The 24,500-nt window shown below is 72.6% G+C and carries 20 protein-coding genes and 1 pseudogene; 6 read left to right on the top strand and 15 right to left on the bottom strand.

Annotated features, from left to right (window positions below; genetic code table 11):
- Window positions 1-15 precede the first annotated feature (15 nt).
- Window positions 16-2,589, bottom strand: a complete 2,574-nt coding sequence (locus IF28_RS0124205; RefSeq protein ID WP_030224063.1) for a beta-L-arabinofuranosidase domain-containing protein — start codon at window positions 2,587-2,589, stop codon at window positions 16-18.
- A gap of 284 nt (window positions 2,590-2,873) precedes the next feature.
- A complete protein-coding gene (locus IF28_RS0124200) occupies window positions 2,874-5,885 on the bottom strand; it encodes a glycosyl hydrolase (RefSeq protein WP_030224062.1) in 3,012 nt (1,003 codons plus the stop codon).
- Window positions 5,886-6,179: 294 nt separating this feature from the next.
- Here IF28_RS0124200 and IF28_RS38035 point away from each other — a divergent pair.
- Window positions 6,180-6,626 (top strand): annotated as a pseudogene (locus IF28_RS38035) (DUF664 domain-containing protein); the annotation flags it as partial.
- Between the two features lie 25 nt (window positions 6,627-6,651).
- Entirely contained in the window at window positions 6,652-7,569 is a 918-nt protein-coding gene (locus IF28_RS0124195; protein ID WP_030224061.1) for an NAD-dependent protein deacetylase, read from the top strand.
- Here IF28_RS0124195 and IF28_RS0124190 read toward each other — a convergent pair.
- The 11 genes from IF28_RS0124190 to IF28_RS0124140 form a co-directional block, all read right to left on the bottom strand.
- Complete coding sequence (locus tag IF28_RS0124190) at window positions 7,537-10,482, bottom strand: hypothetical protein (RefSeq protein ID WP_030224058.1); 2,946 nt, start codon at window positions 10,480-10,482, stop codon at window positions 7,537-7,539. The two genes, IF28_RS0124195 and IF28_RS0124190, sit on opposite strands and share 33 nt — an antisense overlap.
- Window positions 10,483-10,484: 2 nt before the next feature.
- A complete protein-coding gene (locus tag IF28_RS0124185; RefSeq protein WP_030224056.1) occupies window positions 10,485-12,326 on the bottom strand; it encodes an HSP90 family protein in 1,842 nt (613 codons plus the stop codon).
- A 44-nt stretch (window positions 12,327-12,370) separates the two neighbouring features.
- A complete protein-coding gene (locus IF28_RS0124180) occupies window positions 12,371-13,354 on the bottom strand; it encodes a hypothetical protein (RefSeq protein ID WP_030224054.1) in 984 nt (327 codons plus the stop codon).
- A 146-nt stretch (window positions 13,355-13,500) separates the two neighbouring features.
- Window positions 13,501-15,222 carry an MFS transporter gene (locus IF28_RS0124175; protein WP_030224052.1) on the bottom strand — a complete coding sequence of 574 codons (1,722 nt, stop codon included), beginning with the start codon at window positions 15,220-15,222 and terminating at the stop codon, window positions 13,501-13,503.
- A 50-nt stretch (window positions 15,223-15,272) separates the two neighbouring features.
- On the bottom strand, window positions 15,273-15,725 hold the full coding sequence (locus tag IF28_RS0124170) for a MarR family winged helix-turn-helix transcriptional regulator (RefSeq protein ID WP_030224050.1): 453 nt from the start codon (window positions 15,723-15,725) through the stop codon (window positions 15,273-15,275).
- A 51-nt stretch (window positions 15,726-15,776) separates the two neighbouring features.
- The gene (locus IF28_RS39945; protein ID WP_037893907.1) at window positions 15,777-16,181 is read right to left on the bottom strand and encodes a hypothetical protein; all 405 of its coding nucleotides are present in this window, start codon (window positions 16,179-16,181) and stop codon (window positions 15,777-15,779) included.
- Complete coding sequence (locus tag IF28_RS0124160; RefSeq protein WP_030224045.1) at window positions 16,165-16,656, bottom strand: RNA polymerase sigma factor; 492 nt, start codon at window positions 16,654-16,656, stop codon at window positions 16,165-16,167. Before IF28_RS0124160 ends, IF28_RS39945 begins: the two co-directional genes overlap by 17 nt.
- A gap of 91 nt (window positions 16,657-16,747) precedes the next feature.
- A complete protein-coding gene (locus IF28_RS0124155; RefSeq protein ID WP_030224043.1) occupies window positions 16,748-17,362 on the bottom strand; it encodes a class F sortase in 615 nt (204 codons plus the stop codon).
- Window positions 17,359-17,754 carry a hypothetical protein gene (locus IF28_RS0124150; RefSeq protein ID WP_030224041.1) on the bottom strand — a complete coding sequence of 132 codons (396 nt, stop codon included), beginning with the start codon at window positions 17,752-17,754 and terminating at the stop codon, window positions 17,359-17,361. Before IF28_RS0124150 ends, IF28_RS0124155 begins: the two co-directional genes overlap by 4 nt.
- Window positions 17,755-17,890: 136 nt before the next feature.
- Window positions 17,891-18,331, bottom strand: a complete 441-nt coding sequence (locus tag IF28_RS0124145) for an OsmC family protein (RefSeq protein WP_030224040.1) — start codon at window positions 18,329-18,331, stop codon at window positions 17,891-17,893.
- 23 nt (window positions 18,332-18,354) lie between these two features.
- A complete protein-coding gene (locus tag IF28_RS0124140) occupies window positions 18,355-19,122 on the bottom strand; it encodes an SDR family NAD(P)-dependent oxidoreductase (RefSeq protein WP_030224039.1) in 768 nt (255 codons plus the stop codon).
- A gap of 146 nt (window positions 19,123-19,268) precedes the next feature.
- On the opposite strand from IF28_RS0124140, the gene IF28_RS0124135 reads away from it, so the two are divergent.
- Window positions 19,269-19,613 carry an ArsR/SmtB family transcription factor gene (locus IF28_RS0124135; RefSeq protein WP_030224037.1) on the top strand — a complete coding sequence of 115 codons (345 nt, stop codon included), beginning with the start codon at window positions 19,269-19,271 and terminating at the stop codon, window positions 19,611-19,613.
- A gap of 58 nt (window positions 19,614-19,671) precedes the next feature.
- On the opposite strand, the gene IF28_RS0124130 is transcribed toward IF28_RS0124135, so the two are convergent.
- Window positions 19,672-21,594: a peptidoglycan recognition family protein gene (locus IF28_RS0124130; RefSeq protein WP_030224035.1), complete on the bottom strand. Its 1,923-nt coding sequence runs from the start codon at window positions 21,592-21,594 to the stop codon at window positions 19,672-19,674.
- Window positions 21,595-21,888: 294 nt separating this feature from the next.
- Complete coding sequence (locus tag IF28_RS0124125; RefSeq protein ID WP_030224033.1) at window positions 21,889-22,524, bottom strand: hypothetical protein; 636 nt, start codon at window positions 22,522-22,524, stop codon at window positions 21,889-21,891.
- Between the two features lie 194 nt (window positions 22,525-22,718).
- Here IF28_RS0124125 and IF28_RS0124120 point away from each other — a divergent pair, with 194 nt between their 5' ends.
- Genes IF28_RS0124120 through IF28_RS0124110 form a run of 3 tightly spaced genes read left to right on the top strand, consistent with a single transcriptional unit; the run spans window position 22,719 to window position 24,477 of the window.
- Window positions 22,719-23,180 (top strand): DoxX family protein, encoded by a 462-nt coding sequence (locus IF28_RS0124120; protein ID WP_051713860.1) that lies wholly within the window; start codon window positions 22,719-22,721, stop codon window positions 23,178-23,180.
- A gap of 11 nt (window positions 23,181-23,191) precedes the next feature.
- Window positions 23,192-23,989, top strand: a complete 798-nt coding sequence (locus tag IF28_RS0124115) for a thymidylate synthase (protein ID WP_030224027.1) — start codon at window positions 23,192-23,194, stop codon at window positions 23,987-23,989.
- Entirely contained in the window at window positions 23,986-24,477 is a 492-nt protein-coding gene (locus IF28_RS0124110) for a dihydrofolate reductase (RefSeq protein WP_030224026.1), read from the top strand. The genes IF28_RS0124115 and IF28_RS0124110 overlap by 4 nt, the downstream gene beginning before the upstream one ends.
- Window positions 24,478-24,500: the final 23 nt, after the last annotated feature.

The following is a 24,500-nucleotide window of genomic DNA, read 5'->3' as shown; positions in this document are numbered from 1 at the left end:
GGTCGGTGTGATGGGTCAGCCGTCGGCGAGTCGCCGTACCTCGTCTGCGGTGAGGGCCCGGTTGCGCAGCCGGAAGTCCCGTACGGCTCCGTGCAGATGGGGGTGGGTGCTGTTCTGGGACCGGCCGAGGTAGTTGTGGCTGGTCCGGCCGAGCAGGAGGGGTCCGGCCACCATGGCCGGGTTGCGGCCCGCCTCCGCGCCGTCGATGTAGAGCACTCCGGTGCCGTCGGCGAGGGTGAGTGCCACGTGGATCCACCGGCCGGGCGGCAGCGGGCCCGCCGCGTCGACGACGTCCTCGGCCTCCATGCCGGCGATCTTCAGCGCCGCCCGGGCGCGGCCGGAGCCCGTGGTCGCGGCGAGGAAGAGATAGGTGTCCTTGTGGTAGCCGAGGTCGAAGACGCGGGCGGAGGGGGCGAGGGTGTCGACGCGGACCCGCACGGCCACGGTCAACTCGTCGAGGCCGCTGGGCAGTGCGGCGGGGAGCGCGAGGTGGCCGTCGCGTCCGTCGAGCGTGACGGAGGGCGTGCCGCCGTCGGTGCTCCAGGCGGCGCCGCCGGCGAGGGCGGCGTGGGCGAACGTCCCGGTGCGGTCGGCGGCCGTCGTGCCGCTTCCCTCGTCGAGGGGGTAGCGGGCGATGTCGCGGGCGCGGCCGGGCTTCGGCGGCACGGCCCAGTAGACGTTGTAGCGCTGGTGGTGGATCTCGTGGAAGGGGCGCAGTGAGACCGCGCGCCCGTCCGCGACCGCGCTGAACGCGGTGCGTTCGCCCGGCACACGGCGCACGGTGCCGGGGCCGATGACGGGCAGAGTGGCGAGGCCGGTGCCGCCGTACTCGCCCGCCAGGACCAGCGGACCGTACGAGACCGAGGCGACCTGCGGGTTGTCGGGCGCGGGCTGCCAGACCGGGACGCGCGGCAGGACGAGTTCCACGCGGTCCCCGGTGCGCCAGTGACGGGTCACGGTGGCGTACGTGCCCGGCTCGGGGCGCGTGCCGGTGGTGCGGCCGTTGACCTTCAGCACGGCCCGCCCGCCGGTCTCCGCCACCCATCCGGGAACGCGGATCCGCAGCGAGAAGCGCGCCTGTCCGCGGGTGACGGTGAGCCGCGTGCGGTCGCCGGCGGGGTACTCGGTTTCCTGACGTATCGTCACATTCTGTTGGTGCCAGCGCACTTCGGAGGGGATGAAGAGGTTGACGTACAGCTCGGGCCGGCGGGGGTGGTCGGAACGGAAGTAGACGGTGTCGGCGAACTTGGTGTGGGTCTCCAGGCCGGTGCCGTGGTCGCAGGAGAAGTTGTCGTAGTCGCCGCTGTAGCTGCCGGGCGCGGAGCCGAGGCCGCCCTTGGGTTCCCGCTGCGAGCCGGCCCACAGTCCGGTGTAGTAGGTGACGAAGCCGTGGGCCGAGTCGGGGTCCTGCTCGGCGAGCAACTGGTTGTAGAGCGTCCACTCGTAGTGGTCCAGGTACTCGGCGCGTTCCGGCCGGTGGCGGAAGAGGTGCCGGCCGAGCTTGAGCATGTTGTAGCTGTTGCAGTTCTCGCAGGTGACCGTGGAGAGCCGGCTGACGATCTCGTCCGGCGGGCCGAAGAGTTCCTTGTCGGAGTTGCCGCCGATGGCGTACGAGTGGTGGCGTACGACGGCGGTCCAGAAGGTGTCGGCGATGTCCAGGTACCGCCGGTCGCCGGTGGCCTCGTAACCCGGCACGGCGCCCACCACTTTGGCGATCTCCGTGTTGGCGTGCCGGCCGGCGAGTTCGTCGCGGCCCGCGGCGAGCGGCGCGTACAGCTCGTCGTGGTCGAAGCGCTGGGCGGTGCGCAGATGCGCCGGGTCGCGGGTCACCAGGTACAGCTGGGCGAGTACGTCGTTCATGCCGCCGAACTCGACCTTGAGCACGCCCTGCATCCGCTCGCGGGACAGCGCCGCGGTGCGGGCCTCGGCCCAGGCGGCCATCTCCAGCAGCACGTCCAACGCCTGCTGGTCGCCCGCCAGCCGGTACTGGTCGAGCAGGCCGGCCATGATCTTGTGGATGGTGTAGTACGGCGCCCAGGGCCTCCCCCCGGCCTCCAGCTGGTCGAAGACCGACTCGGGGAACGCGGAGAGATAGCCGCGGCGGAAGCCGGCCGCCGGCGCGGCGCGTTGGCACTCGGCCAGCGCGGAGACGAGCGAGCGGGACCTGTCCGCGTAGGCGGTGTCGCCGGTGTTCGCGTACGCCTGGGCGAGGGCGGTGAGGAGGTGTCCGGTGGTGTGTCCGCGCAGCTGGACGTCGGGGGCCTCCCAGCCGCCGCAGGGTTCCGTCGAGGACGGCAGGCCGGCGTTGAGCCGGAAGGTGTGCAGCAGCCGGTCGACGTCGACGAAGAGGAGATAGGCGCAGGTGCGGCGCATGTTGGCGAGGAAGGGGCTGTCGAGCAGCCGGACCTCGGAGAGCGCGAACGGGGTGAGCACCGGGTGCGGGCGGGTCGCGTCCGCCGGGTGGCGGGCCGGTGCGGCGGCGGCCGGGGACGCCGTCAGCGACACGGCGGTGGCCGCGGCGGTCGCGGCGGTCGCGGTGAACAGGATCTGACGTCGGGACGGGGCGGGCCTGCCGGACTCTGCGGGCATGGCGCGGGGGCTCCCTTCACGGGCGACGGCGGCGGACGGGTCGGGCACGGCACCGGGACACCGACGGAGGATTGAATCGTTTTACCCGACTGGGCGGAGACGCTAAGCGCATGTCATACATGCGTCAAGTGTTCTCACAGAATGCGACCGGGGCTTCGAAAAGGCCCCGGGAAGGGGGCGTTTGCCCTGTGTTCAGGCATGCCGCTGCGCGGATCGGCGCACGCACCGTCCGCACAGCGGCTGTCTCGGTGTGGGGTCTGGAGGAGGAATATTGAAACGTTCAATCAGAGTGTGGTCTGGGCGTACGGCACCAGCTTCACCGGCCCGACGAGCCCGTGCTCCTGGCGGGCCAGGGAGCCGAAGACCTCCGGACGGGTGACCCGGAGCCGGTTCACGAGCGGCGTCGCCACCTCGATCTCGATGGTGTTCTCACCCCGCCGCAGCAGCGGCCCCACGTCGAGGACGGGAGACAGCCGGTCGGCGGGTCCCGACTCCTTCCCGTTGACCGTCACACGGAAGGTGTCACTCACCTGCCCCAGGTCCAGGTAGGCGCCGTGGGAGGCGGGGCTCCAGTCGCGCGGGAGCACGACGGTGGTGCGGTAGCGGCCGATGCCGGCCGAGTCCTCCAGTTCGGGGATCTTCGACCAGGGCAGCAGCGTGTCCATTACGAGGTTTCTGCGCACCTTCTCGGTCCGGGTGACGTCGGAGCCCGGGGTCCAGTCCTCCACCTCGACGTTCCACCGGTCCGGCTCGATCGCGGCGGGCACGGACCGGAAGGTGGTGGTGACCGTGCGGCCCTGGGACAGCGTCGTACGGTAGGTGCCCGCCGCGGCGGCCCGTACGGTGAGTCCGTCGCGGGTGAACAGCACCTTGTCGGCGTCCGAGGAGACGGCGTAAGGGCGGTTTCCGTGCCGGTCCCCGAAGAGTCCGGGCCTGCCCAGCGCGACGATCGTCGTCTGGCCCGGCCGGAGCGCGACGCGCAGGGTGATCTCGTCGCCCTCCCGCGTGTACCGGCCCACCCGCACGGCTTCGCCCGTCCAGGGATCGAGCAGATACGGCACCGGCTCGCGGCCGCGCGTGCAGCGCAGGGTGACGTCGTGGTCGATCGCGGCCACCGGGGGCTTGACGGTCTCGGCGTGCTTGCCGTTGCACAGGTAGTAGAAGTCCGCCTCCTTCGTCACACGGTGCGCGTTGAGGAGCGTCGAGGAGACGGAGTGGCGGACGTCGGGGCTGACGCCGAGGGCGGTGAGGGCGTCGCCGACCGCGGGCTTCTCGGTGACCCGGACCACGTTGGGCAGGGCGAGCAGACGGGCCAGAACCTCCCGCAGCCGCTCCGTCTCGCCGGAGTCGGGCACGCCCGGGGTGAGCGCCTGGTCGAAGGCGCCGAGGAGCACCATGGGCAGCCCGGCCTTCGCGAAGCGCAGCAGTGTGCGGGCGTCCGCCAGGGCGAGGGTCGGGGTGGAGCCGTGGAAGAAGTCGCCCTCGACGAACAGCGCCTTGTAGGCGGGGCCGTGGGGGGCCAGCCGGCCGCCGGACACCTCGGCGTTCGGCAGGTCCAGCAGCGCGCCGCTGATGAACTGGTGGGTCCAGCCGAGCGGGACACCGGTGGAGGTGAACCAGGACGCGCCGATGCCGGTGGCGGTGTAGCCGGTCTGCCGGTAGACGGCGACGTCCGCGCGGACCGTACCGGCCTGGAGGACCTGGTGCACCCGGCCGAGATAGCCGGAGATGTCCCCGACGTGCCGCCAGGTCGGCTGCCGGGGGCCCCAGGACTCGCCGTAGCCGGGGCTGCCGTTGTACGGGCTGAACGCGGCGAAGCCGGGCCACTGCGCCTCGGGCGCCTTCGCGTAGGAGAAGCCGTGCAGGACGGTCTGGTTGACGCCGGCCGCGTAGGCGCCGCCCATGGTGCGCAGGACACGGTCCCACGTCGTGCTGTAGGCGGAGCCGTTGTAGGCGCCCGACTCGCAGGAGAGCACGGTGTGACCGGCCATGTCCCGGCCGCCGGCCAGGCAGCGGTAGTCGTCCAGGTTCTTGAAGCCGAGGGACTCGCCCTCGGCGATGTCGAGGATCGCGGCGGACTCGATGGCGTCGGTCTGCAGGCCGTACGGCTGGGAGCGCAGGGTCATGTCCAGGCCGTGTGCCCAGTCCCGCAGCGCGCGCAGGTGGTGACGGTTGAACAGGGCGGAGACCGTGCCCCAGAAGTCGTGCCTGATCTGCCGGGTGAGCTGGGCTTCGAACGCGAACACCTGGTTGCTGTCGTCCAGGACGAGAACGGGCAGATACGGCAGGAGCGGGCGGCCGGTGCGCTTCTCGAACTCCTGCGGCAGACGCCCCGTCCAGACCAGTCCGTCGGTCTCCATCTCGACGGAGTCCTCGAAGAAGGCGCCGCCCGCGGCCTTCAGCAGGCGGCGCAGGCCGGGGGTGAGGAGGTGGCGCTCCCAGTAGTCGGTGACGGCGGTGGTGCCGGCCGCGCTGAAGTGGTCGACCACGTAGGCGGCCGGGGCGGAGTGGGGGCCGGACTCCGGTTGCTGGGCCGAGCCGCGCTGCCAGTAGGAGATCAGTACCCAGTCGCCGTCGGCGGGCGCCGTCCAGGTCAGGGTGCCGCCGGTGACGTCGGCGGTCAGGTCGCGGACGCTGTCCGGAGCGAGGCCGGTCTCCTTGCGGGTGGAGTTGGCGGTGTCGACGCGGGCGGCCTGTACGGCGAGGAGCCGGGTGCCTGTGACGTGGGGGGCGGGCTCGTGGACGGGCGGGGGGACCGGGCCCTCGTAGGTGGCTCCGCCGGCCAGCTCCGCCCGGCCGTGGACGAGTTCCTTCGCGGCGGCCTCGTCGTCGGGGGTGACGCCGGGGACGGCCACGGGCCAGCTGGGGCCGAGGGTGATGTCCACGGTGACGCCGCGTCTCGCCGCGCGGCGCAGGGCCGCCTCGACGCCGTCGCGCCAGGGTGTGCTGCCCCAGCCGTGGCGGGCGGTGTCGAGCGGTGACTTGTCCCTGATGCTGTGGTGGACGGCGGCGATCTCGACTCCGCCGAAGCCGGCGTCGGCGATCTGGTCGATCTCGCGGGTGATCTCGTCGGGGTCGACGAGGCCGTCGGGCCACCACCAGCGGAACTTGGGGCGTGCCGCGCGGGTGGGGTCGGCGAACCAGGTGGCGGTGGGGCCGGTTGCGGTGGCGGTGGCGGCCGCGGTGGCGGCGGGTGAGGCTGCGCCGAGGGCGGCTGCGGTGCCCACGGTCACTGCGGCGGCCAGGACCGTGCGCCGGGACATCCTGCCGCGCTGCGGGACGGATTCGTCGTACATGAGTGCACCTCAGGGGAGTTCGCGTGCTGTTGAATCGTTTCAATCGCCACTAAACGCCGGAACGTTAATCCGCGTGGTTCCGGTGGGTCAAGGGGTGGGGCGGGGTGGGGTGGACGATTTTTCTCGCCCCCGCCGCCCCTTCCCGTCCCGTCCCTGGGGGCTCCGCCCCCAGACCCCCTTTGCGCAGTTCCCCGCGCCCCTGGCGGTGCTGCACTCGCGGCACGTCCGTTTGACGGGCGGGATGGGGGTGCGGTTCGCCGCGGTGGGGGCGTGGGGCGGGGCTCGGTGTGTGGTTTGCCGGGTTGGCAACTTTGTTTGCCGGGGGAGCTTGGAGAGGGGGACCCCGCCGAGAGCGAGGTCCTGCGCGGCTTCCTCGACCGTCTGCGGGCCTCGGGCGCCGCGAAGGTCGAGGGCGCGCCCGAACCGCAGGTCCGGACCGCCGCGGTGCCGTCGGGCACGAATCTGCTCGGGCTGCTCCACCACACTCACCTTCGTCGAGCGCGCGACGTTGTCGGGGAACGGGTCACCGACTGGCCGGCCGCCTTCCGGGCCGCCCCCGGCGACAGCGTGTCCGACGTCGTCACCCGCTACCGGCAGACGGTCGCAAGGGCGAACGAGGTGCCCGACAGGAGCCCCGCCCCCGGCGTCCGCCGGGCGCTCGCCCACATGATCGAGGAGACCGGCCGCCACACGGGCCACCCGGACATCCTGCGTGAGCTGATCGACGGGTCGACCGGACGCCGACCTCGTTCCGTACCCTTGCCGCATGCGGATGCGCCCCACTTTGAGATGGACCCCCGACGCGGACCTGCCGCCGGGCACCACGGATCTCGCGCCGGTCGCCGACGCGCTGGGCAGCGGCGGTGTGCTGGTGCTCAGCGGGGCGGGGATCTCCACGGAGTCGGGCATTCCCGACTACCGGGGTGAGGGCGGGAGCCTCAGCCGTCATACGCCGATGACGTATCAGGACTTCACCGGCAGCGCGCAGGCCCGGCGCCGGTACTGGGCGCGCAGCCATCTCGGCTGGCGCACCTTCCGCCGCGCCCTGCCCAACGCGGGGCACCGGGCCGTGGCCGGGTTCGGGCGGCAGGGTCTGCTGTCGGGGGTGATCACGCAGAACGTCGACGGTCTGCACCAGGCCGCCGGGAGTGCGGACGTGGTGGAGCTCCACGGCGGCCTGGACCGGGTCGTCTGCCTCGGCTGCGGTGCTCTCGGCCCGCGCGGCGAACTGGCGCGGCGGCTGGAGGAGGCCAACGCGGGGTTCGAGCCGGTGGCCGCGGGCATCAATCCCGACGGTGACGCCGATCTCACCGACGACCAGGTCGGGGACTTCCAGGTGGTGCCCTGCACGCTCTGCGGCGGTGTCCTCAAGCCGGACGTGGTGTTCTTCGGTGAGAACGTGCCGCCGGGGCGGGTCGAGCACTGCCGCTCACTGGTCCGGGAGGCCTCCTCGCTCCTCGTCCTCGGCTCCTCGCTGACGGTGATGTCGGGGCTGCGGTTCGTGCGTCAGGCCGCCGACGCCGGCAAGCCCGTACTGATCGTCAACCGGGACCCGACCCGGGGCGACCGGCACGCGGTCACCCGGGTCGCGCTGCCCCTCGGGCCGGCCCTCACCACCCTGGCCGGCCGTCTGGGCGTCCCCGTCGACGGCTCAGTCCTCGTCGCGCAGCCTGGCCGCCAGTGAGGTCAGCGACTCGGCTTCCTCGGTGTGGCCCAGTGCGGTCAGCCGGGCGATCGCCGCGTCCAGGCGGGTGAGGGCCGGGGCGGGGCGTTCGAGGTAGACGCCCTCCACGACACCCGCGAGGCGGACGCATTCCGCCCACGAGCCGGCCTGCTCCGGGTCCTGCGCCTGCCCCGGTTCGCCGATCAGGGCGAGCGCCTCCTCCAGGGCCGTCAGGGAGTGCGCGTACTCACCGGCGTACGCGTGGACCCGCCCGTGTTCGTAGGCGAGGGCGACGTCCAGCGGGCGGCCCTGCGCCTCGTACCCGGCGGCGTCCGCCTCGTCGGCGACCCGGCCCGCGTCGGTGAGGAAGGCACGGGCACCGGCCAGGCCGTCCGGGCCCTGGCGCTCCGCCTGGAGACGGGCGAGTTCGCGCAGACAGTTGCTGAGCTGCTCGTAGCGCGGATCCTTGGCGTGGGCGGCGAGTGCCTGGTCCGCGGCCTCGCGGGCACGGGCGAACTCACCGGACTCGCCGAGGAGTACGGCCGTCTCGGCGGCGATCATGGCGTGGCTCCCCGGGTCGTCGTCCCAGCCGGCCGACTCGGCGGCGAGGGCGACGAACTCCGCCGTGGCGGCCTTGAGGTCCTCCCCCGTGTGCAGCGCGCGGGCACGGGTGAGCCGCAGCTGCGCGGTGAGCCGGTCGTCCAGTTCGCCGGTGGTGACGTCCGGTTCGGCGAGCAGGGAGTCCAGCAGGGCGATGCAGTCCTCGACCCGGCCGAGGTCGAGGCTGAGCCGGGCAGCGCTGCTGTACGTGCAGAAGGCGTCGAACCGGACGCCGTGGCGCAGGTCCAGCTCCGCCGAGCGGGTCAGATGGCGCAGTGCCTCGTCGGGGCGGCCCAGGTGCAGGCAGGCGCCGGCCATGTCGTTGTGGAGGCGGGCGGCTCCGCTGGTGTCGGCGGGCCGGCCGGCGGCCAGCCGCAGGCCCTCGGAGAGGTCCGTGTACGCGGACTGCGGGTCCTGGAGTCCGAGGTGGAGCCTGCCGCGCAGGCCGAGGGTGCGGGGCAGGTGCCAGGCGGGGCCGTGCGTCCTGAGCCGGTCGAGGACGTCGTCGGTCCCGGCGAGCGCGGCGGGCAGATCGCCGGCCAGGGCGAAGGTGGTGGCGCGCAGCAGCAGGGCTCCGGAGATCTGCGTGGCGATGTCGTGCCGGACGGCGAAGGTGTGCAGCAGGTCCGCCTCGGCGAGGACCGGTGCGATGTGCTCCTCGTCCCCCGAGGTCTGCAGGCGCAGGCCTAGGGCGGTGGCCCGCAGCCTCAGCAGGCGGGCCTCCAGGTACGGGGGCAGGCCGGGCGTCCGCTCGTGCAGCGCGGTCACGGCGGCGTGGGCGGCGGTCAGCGCGGCGGCCTTCGCCTCCACCCCGTCGTCGTCCGGATCGGGGATCTGCCCGGCGGCGAGCAGGGCGCAGCCGCGGGCGACCGCCGCGTACGCCGGCTGCCCTGCGTCGTCGTACAGGCCCGCGGCCTCCTCGTAGAGGGCGGCGGCTTCGGCGTAGTCGTCCTTCTCGCCGGCCTTGGCCGCCTCGTCGTCCAGCAGGTCGGCGCGCAACCGGACGAGCGGGCCCACGGCGGGGTCGTCGGGGTGGGTGTAGTCGCGGGCGGCGACAAGGGTGCGCAGCCGTGCCCAGCAGGCCCGTGAGTCCGGGTCCCCCTGTTCGTCCAAGGTGCGGGCCCGCACGATGAGTTCGGGCAGCGACTCGTCGGGCGCGGGCGTGACGGCACGGGTGGCGGGCGCCGGGGCGGCGGCCGGGGTGACGTCGTCGAGGCCGCGGGCGCGCAGGGTCAGTTCGAGTGCGTCGGTGAGCGGTTCACGGCCGAGGCGGGCGCCGCGGCGGCCGGCGTGGGCGGTGGTGCCGTTGCGGGTGTCGAAGCGGGCGGCGAGGTCGTCGGCGCGCTCGCGTACCTCGGCACGCAGGCCGGTGACCGTCCAGGTGCGGCCGGCGAATCCGGCGGCGGGCAGCTCGTCGTGGCCGAGGAGTTCGACGCGCTGGAGGAGGACCTCCGCGCCGGTGAGGAAGTCGAGCTGGTCGCGCGGCGAGTCCACCTCGTCGAACAGACTCCGGTTCTCGGCGAGGAGTTCGAGTCCGCGTGCCTCGTTGCCGGTCAGCGCGCAGAACTCCAGGTGCCGGCCGACCTCCCCGGCCATCGAGGGGTTGCGGCGGCAGCCGCGGTAGCCGGCGAGGTGCAGTTCGCGTGCCCGGTCGGTGCGGCCGGTCCGCAGCAGGGGCAGCAGGGCGTGGGAGATGGATCGGGCCGGCTCCTCCTGGCAGCTCTCCTTGCCCTGCAGGACGGGCTCCCAGGCGCGCAGCGCCCCCTCGTCGTCGCCGGCCGTCAGGTGGTACAGGGCGCGCTCGCAGATCTCGCAGGCCTCGCAGTCGCTGAGCCGGGTGCGGGTGCGGCCGGCCCACAGCTCGTAGGCGAGGGCGGTATCCTCGCCGATGTGGGAGGCGAGCTGGTAGGCCTGTCCGTAGTACGGCTGGAGGCCGTAGCCGGCCTTCTCGTAGCGGTCGCGCATCTCCGTCTGCCACTGGCGCAGGCTGGCGAGCGGTATCTCGGGCAGCGCGCGCAGCGCGTTGGCCACCCACTTGAAGCGCCAGAACAGCGTGTGGCGCAGGCGCTCGTCGAAGAGGTCGGGCTGCTCGTCGAAGAGGGTGAGCAGCCGGGCGAAGACGACGGGCGACTTACGGGGTTCGGAGCCGTAGGTGTACGCCTCCTGGAGTTCGAGGAGCGCGCGGATCAGCGGGACGGGCTCCTCGAACTGCTCGGCTGCCTCGGCGAGTTCCTCCGCCGTGACGGTGCGCGCTCGGCCGTAGGGGCGCTCGTGGTTCTCCTGGAGCGCCTGGTACAGCTCGTCGGTGCTCCGGGGAAGGGGTGTGGTCGGCATCGTCAGCTGTCCTTGCGGAGGGCGTGGGCGAGGAGGTCGAGGAAGGAGCGGTTGATGAGGCTCGACTCGGCGGGCCTGAGCGGTCGCCGGGACAGCAGCGCGGCCTGCCCGTAGAGGGCCTCGGCGCTGGTGCGGGCGAGTTCGGGCTCGTCGATGGCGACGGCGGTGCGGACCAGCGGGTTGAGCTGGTTGAGGATGAGCTGGGCCCGCGGGGCCTCCTGGCGCAGGGCGCCGAGGATGTCGCCCCACAGGCCGCCCTCCTGCTCGCGGGCGAGCTGGGAGCGGGTGCGCTCGTGCCGGGCCTCTCGGCTGTCGACGAGGAGGGCGGGGGCGGAGGCGGGCTGGAAGGTGCGCAGCGCGACGTCGCAGTCGAAGACGGCGAGGGCGTCGCGGGCCTGGGCGAGGTAGGCCGCGGCGGCCAGTTCCGTCTCCCGGTCGACGGGGTCGAGGTGGGCGGTGAGGGTGGCCGGGTCGAGGTCGGCGACGCTCGCCTCGGGCCTGATCTCGGGCAGCCGGTGGACCAGTTCACGGTCGTAGGTGTAGCCGCCGTTGACGACGCCCAGTCCGGCGGCCGAGGCGATCGCCGCGACCTGCCGGAACTCCTCAACGCTCGAGGTGACGAGCACGGTGCGGTGGGTGCGCGCGAACTCGTCGAGGGTGGTGTGCCCGTCGGTGGTCTCGAACGGCAGCCAGGGCAGCAGCATGCGCAGGATCTCGTCGTCGTGCACGGCGAGGGACTTGACGGCCAGGTGGTGGGCCTGGAGGAAGCGGTGCAGGAGGCCGGGGTCGCTGGCGGCGGCACGGGCGATCCAGGCGCGCAGCCGCTCGGCGAGGGCGTCCCGTACGGCGGCGAGGGTGTCGTCCTCGTACAGGGACTCGCGGGACGCGGTCGGGCGCAGGCTCTCGGCGTCGACGACGCAGCGGACGAAGAACGCCCATTCGGGCAGGATCTCCTCGGCCTGCTCGGACAGCAGCATGCCCTTGACGTGCACGCGGTGGCCGTGGCGGCGTCCGGCGGGCACCGTCTCGGGCAGCACGCAGGCGATGCCCTTCAGGCCGACGGCCGGCAGGTCCAGCTCGATGGTGTCGAGCGGTTCGAAGCCGAAGACCTCCTTGCCGTACGCGGCCAGCGCGCGGGAGCGGGCTCCGGGCGTCGGATACGTGCGGGCCCAGGGGGCGGGTTCGGGGTTGACACAGGCGGCGCCCGTTCCGTCGTCGAAGGTCACCGGGTGGCGCAGCAGGGAACCGAAGTGCCGGGCCAGTGAATGCACTTGGCCCGGGCGGGTCCACTCGCCCGCGTCGCTGCGGGGGGTGAGGGTGACGGTGGTGCCCGGGCGGGGACGGGCGGTGGCGGGCAGGACGCGCACGGTGTAGCTGCCGTCGCCGCGTCCCCGCCACTCCACGGTGGGCGCGTCGGGCGTGCGGGCGGAGCGGCTGAGGACGTGGATCTCGTCGGCGACCAGGAAGCAGGAGAGCAGTCCGATGCCGAACTGGCCGATGAAGTCGGCGCGTTGCTCCGCGATCTTCTCGGCGCGCTTGCTGCTGCGGCCGATCGTGGCGAGGAAGGTGTGGACGTCGGCCTCGGTGAGTCCGACGCCGTCGTCCTCGACCCGTACCCGCGCGCCGTCGGCGTACAGGCGGATGCCGAAGGAGCCGGCGGGGGCGTCCGGTTCGAGGGTGTGCCGGGCGGTCAGCGCGTCCACGGCGTTCTGCAGGAGTTCGCGCAGATAGACGCGGGGGCTGGAGTAGAGGTGGTGGGAGAGGAGGTCGACGAGGCCGCGCAGGTCCACCTGGAAGGTGCGGTCCGTGCCGGCCGGGGTCGGGGGCGTTTCGGGCAGAGTCATCGGGCAGTCCGGGGTGGGAGGGGCGGCGGGCGGGGCGGGTGCGCTCAGGCGCGGCGCTGATGGCGGGCGAACTGCTTCTCGGGTTCGGCGAAGAAGGTCCAGGGCCACTCGGTGCAGGCGCCGTCGAGGGTCCGGAAGACGCGCCGGACCGTGTGGCGCTCACCGGCCAGGGACAGTGCCATGGCGAACATGTTGAAGTCCTGCTGCCAGCCCGGACGCCAGAGGTAGGCGGGATGCAGGATGCTGTGGTCCGCCGCTTCCCGCAGTCGCGCCCGGATCTCGTCGGTCTCGAGGTGGTCCCCGCGGTCGGACTCGACCCATTCCTCGATGTACGCCATCGGGATCACGCAGCCGAGGCGGTGGCCCTGCGGGGCGCGGGAGAAGGCGTCCTGGGCGAAGGCCAGGGCCTGTCCCGGCTCGCCGCCCCAACGGGGCTGCAGCTGCGTCATCCAGGCGAGGTGGGCGTCCAGGTTCAACGGGTCGCGGCGCAGCGCGGCGTCGCGCCGGGTCCGGTTGACGTCACCGCCGAGCGACATCCCGCGGCCGGAGGTGAGGAGTTCGCTCCACGGCGTGACCCATTCCGGCCGCAGCTCGGCGGCCTGGAAGAGCTGTTCCTCGGCGATTTCGAGCCGTTCGTGGAACACGTGCCACTGTTCCTGCGTGACCTGTGCGGCGCGTGCGCTGGTGCGGGCCTCCCAGCCCCAGCGGATGTGACGGGCCCCGGATATCAGCAGGGCCGCCGCCCGGTGTTCCCCGTCCTCCTCGACGGCCCGGCCGATCCAGTCCTGTACGCCGTCCAGACCGGCGAGTTCACCGAGGACCTGGTGGTCGTGGCCGAGGTCGAAGGGGGCCAGCGCCTTCTCGACCGCCGGCCAGTCGGCCGCGTCGGCGGCCTCCACCAGCGCGAGCACCCGGGTGTCGCCGAGTGCGCGCAGCCGGTACATCCCGTTCTTCTTGCGTGGCGCGGGAAGGGCGTGCGGATCGTCCGTCGTTCTCTCGGTGTCCCTGCCGAACAGCCTGCCGAGCATGCCGCACCCTCCCCTGGGCCCGCGTGATCATCGCGTGCAGCATAAGGGACCCCCCTGACACCGCTTCCACAGGGTTTTTTCACCGCTGCTTCACCGACGGCCGTCCGTGCGCCGCGCTCCTCACCGGTGCGCGGCGCGTGGACGGATCAGACGGTGCTGTCGCGCAGCCGGGCCAGGCCCGCCGCCGTCAGCGGCCGGGGTTCCTCGTCGGGGTCCACGAGGACGACGGTGCACTGTGCCGCGTGGGTGAGGGCGCTGGTGAAGCTGCCGTCGGCGAACTGGGCGAGGGGGCCGCGCGGGGAGCGCCCGATGGCGACGGTCCGGGCGCCGGCGAAGGCCGCGTGCCGGGCGAGGGCGCGGCCCGCGGCGGCGTGGTCGCCGACGCTGGTGAGGATCTGGCCGGTGGCGGTGACTCCCGCGGCGGTGACCCGGCCGAGGTGGGCGGTGACGGCGGCGCGGGCCTGCTCGTCGCTCTCGGTGTCGACGGCCTGCTCCTCCACCACGGCCGTCCGCCGGACGTGGACGATCTCCAGGGGGCTGTCGGTGTCACGGGCGAGACGGGCCGCCGCGTCGACGATGCCCGCGGCCCTCTCGTGCGACCCGACGGCGACGATCACCCGGGGTGTGCCGGAGGCGGCGGGGGCGCCGACGGCGGTGAGGGCCGGGACGAGGGGCTCCGGGTCGGCGGGCCGTGTCTCGGCCTCGCGCAGCATCCGGTGGCCGGTGGCGAGGACGGGGATGGCGAGGAGGAAGGAGGCGGCGCCCACGTAGAAGGGCAGCGACAGACCGGCGGCGTCGGCGAGCTTGCCGGCGGCGTACGGGGCGATGCCGCCGCCGATGAAGCGCAGGAAGCCGTAGGCGGAGGAGGCCACGGGGCGTTCGACCGGGGCGACGAGCATGACGGCCTGGGTGGTGAGCGTGTTGTTGATGCCGATGCAGGCGCCGCTGACGATGACGGCGACGATCACCACGGTGGGCGTGTCCACGCCCATGGCGATCACGGTCATGATCACGGCCAGGGCGGCGAGGTTGGCGTACAGCGTCCAAGCGGTGCCGAAGCGGGCCTGCAGCCGCGGTGCGCCGAAGACGCTGAAGAGGGCCACGAGGAGGCCCCAGCCGGTGAAGACCAGGCCGAGCGCGGTGGCGTCCAGTTCCATCGGATAGGGCGCGTAGCCCAGCATGGTGAAGAAGCCCCAGTTGTACATCAGTGCCACGATGCCCATGGTCAGCAGGGAGCGGTGGCGCAGTGCCCTGAGCGGGGCGATGGGCGAGGTGCGGTGCTTCGGTTTCGGTGTGGCGGGGACCAGCAGGACGGTCGCGATCAGCGCGCCGGTCATGAGGACGGCGACGCCGAAGAACGGGCCGCGCCAGCTGAGGTCGCCGAGGAAGCCGCCGAGCAGGGGGCCCACGGCGATACCGAGGCCCAGCGCCGTCTCGTACAGGATGATGGCGCCGGCGAATCCGCCGCTGGCGGAGGCGACGATGACGGCCAGGGAGGTCGCGATGAACATCGCGTTGCCCAGTCCCCAGCCGGCCCGGAAGCCGACGATGCCGTTGATGGAGCCGGTGGCTCCGGCCAGGGCGGCGAAGACGACGATGACGGCCAGGCCGATGACGAGGGTGCGCTTGGCGCCGATGTGGCTGGATATCCAGCCGACGAAGATCATGGCGACAGCGGTCACGATGAGGTAGCTGCTGAACAGCAGGGACACCTGACTGGGGGTGGCGTCGAGGTTCTCGGCCAGGGCGGGCAGGATCGGGTCGACCAGTCCGATGCCCATGAACGAGATCACACAGGCGAACGCCACGGCCCAGACGGCCCTCGGCTGCCGGAACGGGCCGGCCGCCCTGTCGTGCGGTGCTGTCATCACCGCTCCTTCCATGTCGTACCCGGAGGACCGGGTTCGGTGGGGCGGGCTCAGGACCGCGTCATGCGCCGATGGATCGCGCGCGCCAGCGCGGGGAGCGCGACGCGCACCGCGTCCCGCTCGGGTTCCGGCAGCTCGTCGATCAAGTACTGCAGGGCTTGGGCGCGTTCGGCCCGGCGTTGCCGGAACACCTCCAGGCCGGCATCGGTGGCCTCGACCAGTACGGCCCGGCCGTCGGAGCCGTCGGCCACGCGCCGTACCAGTCCGGACCGTTCCAGGCGGGTGACGAGCTGGGTCATGCCCGGCTGAGAGACCTTCTCCGCCCGGGCCAGTCCGGTGAGGCGCTGAGGGCCTTCGCGGCCCAGCCGGCTGAGCAGCGACGAGGCGGCGGTGCTCAGCCCACCGGCCGTCGTACCGCGGCGCACGTAGCGGACCATCTGCTCCACCGCGAGCGTCAACTCCTCGGTGGAGACGTCCGGAGCGTCCGAGTCCCGCTTGTCCATAAGCACATTATGCATGTACGTGTAATGTGCATCAACTTCGGTCGCGAGGGTTCACCGCGGCTGGGGTACGGGCGCGACGTCGCTCGCCGTGACGCCGGGGGCGTCGGTCGGGACCCGCGGGGTGGTGAGGTCCTCGGCGGGCTCGGGTGACACGGGCCGCGTGGGCGTGGGCGTGGGAGCCGCGCTGGTCGCGGGCACCGGCGGGGCGAGCGGGACCGTCGGGGACACCGGCTCGTCGGGGGCCGACGACAGCAGGGGCAGTGCCACCAGGAGGGCGACGGCGCAGGTCAGTCCGGCCCCGGCGGCGGCGCGGAGCAGCCGTCGGCGCAGCGCTCCGCGGCGGATCTCCTCGTACCGGCCGGGGGGCGGACCGAGGTAGTCGGAGCCGGGGCGGAGGATGACGGCGAGCGGGTCGTCGGGCTCGAACTCCGGTCCCTCGTCAGCGTGTGTGATCAAGGCTCCTCCTCAGATGGGCGCGGAGCAGTTCCCGGGCCGCGTGGAGATCGGCCTTGACGGTTCCCTCCTTGCGGCCGGTCACCGCCGCCACTTCCCGGACCGGCATGTCGGCGTAATAGTGCAGCAGGATCGGGACGCGCAGCCGTTCCGGCAACGACTGCACGAGCAGGCGTACGGACGGGTCGGACGGTTCGGTGTGCGGGCGGACCACCGTCTCGGTGGTGACACGGTGGACGGCCTTGCGTTCGCGTTCGAGTCTGCGCCAGTGGTCCCGGACGATGTTGGCCGCGGTGACGTAGAGGAAGCCGCGCGGCTCGGCCACGGACGTCCAGCGGGCCCAGAGCCGGGTGAACGCCTCCGAGGCGATCTCGTGGGCCGTCTCGTCGTCGTCGACGAGCCGGCGGCACCAGCCGGCGAGGCGCGGGTAGAGGGCGGCGAAGAGTTCGGACGCTGCCTGCTCGCGGGACCGTTTCAACGTTCTCCAGGGTCGTGTCGTGGAACCGCTCACGGACCGGATCCCGGGCCGGGGGGGCACACGGCCCGCCCGCCCGGGATCCGGCCGCGGATCAGGGGCTCGCGGAGGTCAGCGCCGCGAACACGATCACGTTGTCGCGGTACTCGTCGCCGCTGCGGGGGCCACCGCATGTGATGAGCCGCAGCTCCGGGCGGTCCACGGCACCGTAGACCGCCTCGGTCGGGAAGTCCGCCTTGGCGACCGTCCGGACGTCCCCGACGGCGAACACCGCCGCCGTGCCGTTCTCCAGGCGCGCCGTGATCGTGTCCCCCCGGCGCAGACGGGCGAGATGACGGAAGACACCGTCCCCGTGGGCGCCGACGGTGACATGACCGAGGATCACCGACGGACCCCTCTGGCCGGGCGTCGGTGAGTGGCGGTACCAGCCCGCCCGGTCGTCCGCCGTGATCGGCGGCACCTCGACCGTTCGGTCCGGGGCCAGACCCAGCCGTATCACCGGGGTGTCGACCCCGATGGCCGGTATCTCCAGTCCGACCGGGAGCGAACGCCCCAGCGCACGCGCCGGCTTCGCGGAGGACCGCGCGGACGGCGTCGTGCCGGTGGGGTGTCCGGCCGTGGACCGGGGGGTCCCGTGACCGCCGCCGCAGCCGGTGAGCAGCGCGGCCGTGGTCGCGGCGGCGAAGGCACGCCTGGAGAGCGGCGTCATGCCGTGGTCGCCCGCCGGCGCCGTACGAGGAACACGGCGCCGCCGGCGGCGAGCACCGCGGCGGCACCCCCGCCGATCAGCGTGCCGTGGGCTGTGGACTCCTGGGCCGCGACGCCCGTGTCGGGGGCGCCGCTCGGTATGACGGTGACCTCGCCGGGGGCCTCGGACCGGTCCGGCGAGTCGGTCGCGGCAGGGACCGGGCTCGGCTCGGTGGCGTCGACCGGGGCCGGGACCGGGCTCGGCTCGGTGGCGTCGACCGGGGCCGGTGCCGCCTCGCTGGGGACCACGGTGGCCTCGGAGACGGGCGACGGCCCGTCGGCGAAGGCGGGCACGGCGCTCGCCAGCACGGCGGTGCAGGCGAGTGCCGCGGCACCAAGGACGGTTCGGCGCATGAATCGCTCTCTTTCGTCGGTCCGCCCGCCCGGTGACCGGGCGGGTTGGTCATGGATCGTGCGAAGAGACGAGGCAGCGCGGGGCCGGGTTGTAAAGAGCGGGCAAAGTCGGCGGCGCCCGCCGGCCGCGGCGGGCTCAGGTGTTCTCGACGACCACGGTGACGGGGGTGCCGGTCTCGATGGTGCGGCTGACCGTGCAGAGGCGGTCGTGGGACGTCGTCACCGCGCGGGGCAGGATCGCGCGGGCCCGGTCCGCGCCCTCTCCGTCGGGGAAGGTGACGCGGAAAGTGACCTCGATGCCGGTCATGCGGTTGCCGAGTTCGTCGCTGATCTTGTCGCCGCTCACCGAGACCGAGAAGGCGTCGGGTTCGGCGTGGCGGCTGGTGGCGACGTCGACGTCCGCGGCCGTGCAGCCGCCGATCGCGGCCAGCAGCAGTTCGACCGGGGTGAATTCGGTGCCGCGGCCGTCGTCGGAGGCGGTACCGAACCCGATCGTGCCGCCGCGGACGTTGGTGGCGACGTAGTGGCCCGTGGCGGTGCGCTCGACGACCACGGAACGCTGGGAGTCTTCGCTCATGCGTCGACAGTAACGCCGCGGCCTCAGACGAGTTCCAGACCGCCGTCGACCGTGATCACCTGACCGGTCGCGTGGCGCCCGGCCGGTTCGGCCATCCGGAGGATCCAGTGGGCCATCTCGTCGGCGCCCGCGATGCGGTGCGTGGGGATGCGGTCGCGCTCGTAGGCGTACATGTCGTTGGCGGCCTCGGGACTGAGGCCGGCGTGCAGCATGACGTCGGTGCGGGTGGGGCCGGGGGCGACGGCGTTGACCCGGACGCCCTCGCCCGCGAGTTCCAGGGCCCAGCTGCGGGTGAGCTGCTCGACGGCCGCCTTGGTGGCCGCGTAGTGGGCGCCGCCTGCCATGGGGCGGTGGCCGTAGGTGCTGGAGACGTTGACGATCGTCCCGGAGGTCCTGCGCAGGTGCGGCAGGGCCTCGTGGGCGAGCAGGCTCGGTGCGACGACGTTGAGCGCCAGCAGGTCGAGGACCGTCCGCTCGTCCGTCTCCGCCAGCGGCATCACCGCCGTGGCACCGGCGTTGTTGACCAGGTGGTCGAGGCGCCCCCACCGTCGTACGGCCTCGCCGACGACCCGGGCGGGAGCTCCGTCGGCGCGGATGTCGACGGGCAGGACGTCGATGTGCTCGTGTGCCGCCGCCGTCTCCTTCAGTGGCTCCTCCCGGCGGCCCACCCCGAGCACCCGCGCGCCGGCTTCGGCGAACGCGATGGCGGTGGCCCGGCCGATGCCGGTCCCGGCGCCGGTGACGATCACGACCTGCCCGGAGAAGGTGCGGTCGGCTGAGTCGGTGGTCATGGGATCCCTTTCGTTCGATGTTCGTTGCACATAGAACATTAGAGAGCCGTTGCCAACATCGTCAAATTGGGCACAACATTGTCAGACAGTGGGCAGCGGTGACGGCGCGCTCCGCCCTTACCGAACGGGCGAGTAACATGACGGGCATGCCCGACCACACGTCCCCCGCCGACACCGAGATCACCCTGCCGCGACTGCTGGGAGCCCTCAGCGATCCGACACGACTGGGCATCGTGCGTGTGCTGTCCGACGGTGCCGAGCGCGGCTGGGGTCAGCTGTGCGCCCCGGTGGCCAAGTCCACGCTCAGCCATCATCTGAAGATGCTGCGCGAGGCGGGTGTCACCCGGACCCGCCAGGAGGGCACACGGTGTTATGTGACGCTGCGGCGTGAGGTGCTCGACGCGCGGTTCCCCGGCCTGCTGCCGGCGCTGCTGTCCGCGGCCGTGGCCGACCATGTGGGCGAGCACGTCACCGAACGCGAAGCGATGTGACGGAGGGGTCCGGCGGCCATGGCCGCCGGACCCCTCCAGGTCCCCCGTGGGATACGGGTCAGTGCTGCTCGGCCGTCACGCCGTCGGCGTAGATCAGCGCGGTCTTGTGGCCGTACTGGATGGTGTACATCTTCTTGGCGCCGAAGACGACCTTGCCGCTGGAGGGGAAGAAGTCGTCCGTCAGGGCCGGTGCCGCCGTGGACACGTAGGCCTGACCGGCGGGCACGGTGTACATGCTCAGCGGTGCCTGCGTCGACGGCGACAGGCCGTCGGGATACTCGGCGGTGTCCGGGTAGTTGGTGCCGTAGACCTTCAGCGCCCCGGTGCCGGCCGGCTCGACGATCGTGACGTCGCGCGCCGGAACGGTGTTGCGGCCGTGCGGGTTGTGGAACCACACCTTGCTGCCGCTGTACCAGATCGCGGTCCAGGCGCCCCGCTTGCCCGCGACGACGAACTGCTGCCCGGCCTGGGCCGTGGCGCCCCAGTCGCTGATCCGGTCGGTGCCGGGGCCGTCGGGGTGGATCGTCTGCTCACCGAAGAGCGGCGCGTCGGCACGCGGCTCGGTCCGCAGCCGGACGAGGTTCGCCGCCCGGCGGACGTCCGCGCACTCCTCGGTGGCGCCGCTGCCGTCGTCCTGCGGACACACCTCCATGGTCTGCCTGTTGCGGTCGAAGCCCGGAGCGATGGTCACGGCGGAGCCGACCGGGCCGACGCCGTGCCGTCCCTTCGGCGGCGCGCCCACCATGGCCATGAAGCGCTCCCAGTTCCACGACGGGCCCGGGTCCCAGTGCTGGTCGTGGATGAACCGGTCGGCCGGGGCCAGGATGTTGTCGTGTCCGATGATGTGCTGCCGGTCGAGCGGAATGTCGAACCGTTCGGCCAGGTACTTCACCAGTTCCGCGGTGGCGTGGTACTGCGACTCGGTGTACCAGGTCGCGCCGTGCGCGGCGTAGCCCTCGTTCTCGATGCCGACCGAGTGCAGGTTGGTGGAGTAGTTGCCCGCGTGGAAGCCCAGGTTCTTCGTGGGCACCATCTGGGTCACCGCGCCGTCCGAGGAGCGCACCACATAGTGGGCGGCGGTGCTGCTCGCCGGGTCCTGGAACGTGGCGATGGCGGACTCGTAGGGCGACTCGGTGTCGTGGATGATGATCTGGTCGATCCGGATGCCGTTGGCCGGCCGGTCCGAGGCCTGGCCGTTGCGCGCGGCGGCGGGGACGAACGCGCAGTCCAGCGTGGGCGGGCACTCGGTGTCCGTGTCGGGCGCGGAGGGCAGGCCGAGCTTGTTCACCTGCGTGGTGGCCGGGGCGATCCCGCTGTCGGCGGCGAGTTTCACGTTCTGGCCGTCGGACGTCGTGCGCGCGGCGCCCTTCCTCATGGTGGCGAAGACGCGGTCGGCGAACGCGGTCGCGCCCTGGCGCACCGTGGAATGGCTGTAGCGGGCGACCGCCCCGTACCAGTCGTCCGGATCGTCGGACGTCGTCCCGTTCAGCTCCTTCTGGTACGACGCCAGCAGGGCCGCGCCGCCGCGGATGTTCGCGCCGGGGTCGTCACGGAGTTCGCCGGCCGGCAGACCGGTGAGTTCGGCCGCGGTCCGCAGTGTGTGCCGGGCCTCGCCCTCGGCCAGTTTCCCGGCCTCCGGGCGGCCCGCCATGCCGGCGGCGCCGCCCGCGATCATCTCCGGTGTGACGTCGGTGAGATGCATGGGTCCGAATCCGCCGGACGCGCTGTGCTCACCTCGGTGGGTGTCCCATGCGGACTGCTGGTAGGCGACCGCCAGCAGCACCTGCCGGGGCACCTTGTACTCCTCGGCGGCGGCCGCGAAGTCCTGCTGGAGCGCGGTGCCGGCGGCGGGGTTCTCCCCCGACGCCTGCGCCACCACCGGGACGGTGATGGCGCCCGCCACCGCTATGGCCGCCGCGCCGAGTACGAGGGGCCGTCGCCGGAGGGCGTGCTTCCGGCGGGATGTCGTGTCTTTTCTCATGAGGTTTCCGATTCCGGGCAGGCGGAACACACTGTTCGCCGGCGGTGTGGACGACACGAGGGCGAGAGGATCGTCGGGGCGCGGGACCTCGCGGCACGCGTAACCGTGCCGGGCCGCCCTGAGATCCGGTCAACACCTGTGTGTGCCGCCCCTGTAGTAGATGCCCGACGAACCTAGCAGAGGTCCCGCGGGTGCCTGCGCCGTGGCACCCGCCGGACATCCGGCAGGGCACCTTCTGCACACACTCTCCATAACAACGTTGGCGAAAGGCAGTGCCGCCACGGGTGTGCCTCGTCAGCCTCCCAGGAGCCTGCCGAAGGTCTCGCCGGCCACGGTGCGCAGCAGTTCGTCCTCGACCGCGCGCAGGCCGCCGGACCTCCCGGCCCCCGAGGCCATCCCGTACGGCCGTCCCTCGGCACGCCAGGTCAGCCGGGCTCCGGGCGTCGCCACCAGGCATTCCATGCGGAGGTCACCGGCGATCCACAGCATGCCCCGGCCGTCACGCATGCTCAGCCAGATCTGCTCGGGCACGGTGGACTCCAGCTCCCGGACCACCGTGCCGTCCGGCGCCAGCAGCAGGATCAGGCGCTTTCCGCCGGCCGTCCGCTCCAGCTGACACGGCCACGCCTGGAAGGGATGCGCGGCGGCGATGCGCAGTTGTGCCGCGTCGTTGGCGTACATCAGCCAGCCGCCCAGCGCGAAGAAGCTCCCGAGCACGAACCCGGCGGCGGCGACCACGATGGCCGCGTCCGTGCCGAAGGGCCAGGCAGAGGCAGCGGCCAGACTCACCACCGTGACCAGCAGGGCCAGCAACCCCGTGCCGAACAGTGCCATCCGCAGACAGGTCCTCCGCGAACGGCGCAGTCTCGCCCCCACCCAGTACGCGGCCGGTCCCCGCGACACCTGATACCCGTACTCGTCGGCCAGCATCAGCCTTCGCCCCCCATGGCTCGGTCACGCCATCTTTGCCGTCCGGGAGCTTCGGTGGAAGGGGCAAGTACAGTCATCCGTCGGTTCGTTGAACCGTCGGGGCTTTACGCGCGTAAGAGAGGGACGGACGGTCCGCCGCTCGCGCGGGGCCCGGGCCGCCGTACCGCACCGACCGAACCGAGGAGTACGCGACGATGAGCACCACACGCCTGAACGACCGGCTGACCGGCGGCCAACCGCTCGTTCTGGGGCTGTTCCGCATCGTCCTGGGCCTGCTGTTCACCAGCGAGGGCGCCGCCACGGTCTTCGGTGTGCTGGACCGGGACGCCAGTCCCGTGGGTGACTGGCCGTTCTGGTACGCGGGCGTGATCGAGCTCGTCTGCGGTGCCCTCGTCCTCCTCGGCGTCACAACCCGCGGCGCGGCGTTCCTGAGCTCGGGGATCATGGCCTTCGCCTACTTCACCGAGCACCAGAAGGACGGCCTGTTCCCGCTGCAGAACGGCGGCCTGTCACCGGCGCTGTTCTGCTGGGGCTTCCTGCTCCTCGTCTTCTTCGGCCCCGGCTCCCTGTCCCTGTCGGGCCTGTTCTCCCGCGGCGGGACCACGCCGGCCACCGTCGGGGCCACGTCCGGCCAGGCTTCGCCGGGCGGCCGGTAGACTCGCCTTCCGTGGCCGATACACAGTACGAAGACCTCTTGAGGCTGGTGCTCACCTCCGGGACGCCCAAGGCCGACCGGACGGGCACCGGTACCCGAAGCATTTTCGGGCACCAGCTGCGCTACGACCTCTCCCAGGGGTTTCCGCTGGTCACGACCAAGAAGGTGCACCTCAAGTCGATCGTCTACGAGCTGCTGTGGTTCCTGCGCGGCGACTCGAACGTCGGCTGGCTCCAGGAGCACGGCGTGACCATCTGGGACGAGTGGGCGGACGCCAAGGGTGACCTCGGCCCGGTCTACGGCGCCCAGTGGCGGTCCTGGCCCACCCCGGACGGCCGGCACATCGACCAGATCGGCGACGTGCTCGACACACTGCGCCGCGACCCGGACTCCCGCCGGATGATCGTGTCCGCGTGGAACGTCTCCGAGCTGTCCAGGATGGCGCTCGCGCCCTGCCACGCCTTCTTCCAGTTCTACGTCGCCGACGGCAGGCTCTCCTGCCAGCTGTACCAGCGCAGCGCCGACCTCTTCCTCGGTGTCCCGTTCAACATCGCCAGCTACGCCCTGCTCACCCATATGGTGGCGCAGCAGACCGGTCTCGAGCCGGGCGACTTCATCTGGACGGGCGGCGACTGCCACATCTACGACAACCACGTCGAGCAGGTCACCGAGCAGCTGTCGCGCACCCCGTACGGGTTCCCCGCGCTGGAACTGCGCCGGGCGGCGTCGCTCTTCGACTACGCCTACTCCGACGTGCGGATCGTCGACTACCGGCACCACCCGGCCATCAAGGCGCCGGTGGCGGTGTGAACGTCGGGCTGATCTGGGCGCAGACCCCGGACGGTGTGATCGGCGCGGACGACGGCATCCCCTGGCGGCTCCCCGAGGACATGGCGCACTTCAAGGCGGTCACGCTCGGGCATCCGGTGGTGATGGGGCGCAGGACCTGGGATTCGCTGCCCGCGCGCTTCCGCCCGCTCCCCGGCAGGCGCAACATCGTGCTGACGCGTGATCCGGGCTGGTCCGCGGAGGGTGCGGAGCGCGCCGATTCGGTCGCCCGGGCGATCGGGCTCGCGGCGGAGGCTTCCGCGACCACGGTGTGGGTGATCGGCGGCGGCGAGATCTACCGCGCCGCCCTGCCGTACGCCACGACGCTCTCGGTGACCGAGGTCGACGTGGCGGTGGACGGCGACACCTACGCCCCCGCACTGGACGCGGGGTGGCAGGTCGTCGAGGACGGGGGCCCGCGGGTCTCCGCGTCCGGGCCGGGTTACCGGATCCGCCGGTACGCACGGTGACCGCCGGCCGCCCGGGAGCGGTG

The organism is Streptomyces sp. NRRL WC-3626, assembly GCF_000718785.1.
GTDB lineage: Bacteria > Actinomycetota > Actinomycetes > Streptomycetales > Streptomycetaceae > Streptomyces > Streptomyces edwardsiae.
This window is presented reverse-complemented; position numbering and strand designations above follow the sequence as displayed.

Excerpts from the sequence above, each read along its gene's own strand:
- IF28_RS0124205 (WP_030224063.1), bottom strand. The coding sequence starts at position 2,589 with ATGCCCGCAGAGTCCGGCAGGCCCGCCCCGTCCCGACGTCAGATCCTG.
- IF28_RS0124200 (WP_030224062.1), bottom strand. The coding sequence starts at position 5,885 with ATGTACGACGAATCCGTCCCGCAGCGCGGCAGGATGTCCCGGCGCACG.
- IF28_RS0124195 (WP_030224061.1), top strand. The coding sequence starts at position 6,652 with ATGCGGATGCGCCCCACTTTGAGATGGACCCCCGACGCGGACCTGCCG.
- IF28_RS0124190 (WP_030224058.1), bottom strand. The coding sequence starts at position 10,482 with ATGCCGACCACACCCCTTCCCCGGAGCACCGACGAGCTGTACCAGGCG.
- IF28_RS0124185 (WP_030224056.1), bottom strand. The coding sequence starts at position 12,326 with ATGACTCTGCCCGAAACGCCCCCGACCCCGGCCGGCACGGACCGCACC.
- IF28_RS0124180 (WP_030224054.1), bottom strand. The coding sequence starts at position 13,354 with ATGCTCGGCAGGCTGTTCGGCAGGGACACCGAGAGAACGACGGACGAT.
- IF28_RS0124175 (WP_030224052.1), bottom strand. The coding sequence starts at position 15,222 with ATGACAGCACCGCACGACAGGGCGGCCGGCCCGTTCCGGCAGCCGAGG.
- IF28_RS0124170 (WP_030224050.1), bottom strand. The coding sequence starts at position 15,725 with ATGGACAAGCGGGACTCGGACGCTCCGGACGTCTCCACCGAGGAGTTG.
- IF28_RS0124155 (WP_030224043.1), bottom strand. The coding sequence starts at position 17,362 with ATGACGCCGCTCTCCAGGCGTGCCTTCGCCGCCGCGACCACGGCCGCG.
- IF28_RS0124150 (WP_030224041.1), bottom strand. The coding sequence starts at position 17,754 with ATGCGCCGAACCGTCCTTGGTGCCGCGGCACTCGCCTGCACCGCCGTG.
- IF28_RS0124145 (WP_030224040.1), bottom strand. The coding sequence starts at position 18,331 with ATGAGCGAAGACTCCCAGCGTTCCGTGGTCGTCGAGCGCACCGCCACG.
- IF28_RS0124140 (WP_030224039.1), bottom strand. The coding sequence starts at position 19,122 with ATGACCACCGACTCAGCCGACCGCACCTTCTCCGGGCAGGTCGTGATC.
- IF28_RS0124135 (WP_030224037.1), top strand. The coding sequence starts at position 19,269 with ATGCCCGACCACACGTCCCCCGCCGACACCGAGATCACCCTGCCGCGA.
- IF28_RS0124130 (WP_030224035.1), bottom strand. The coding sequence starts at position 21,594 with ATGAGAAAAGACACGACATCCCGCCGGAAGCACGCCCTCCGGCGACGG.
- IF28_RS0124125 (WP_030224033.1), bottom strand. The coding sequence starts at position 22,524 with ATGCTGGCCGACGAGTACGGGTATCAGGTGTCGCGGGGACCGGCCGCG.
- IF28_RS0124120 (WP_051713860.1), top strand. The coding sequence starts at position 22,719 with ATGAGCACCACACGCCTGAACGACCGGCTGACCGGCGGCCAACCGCTC.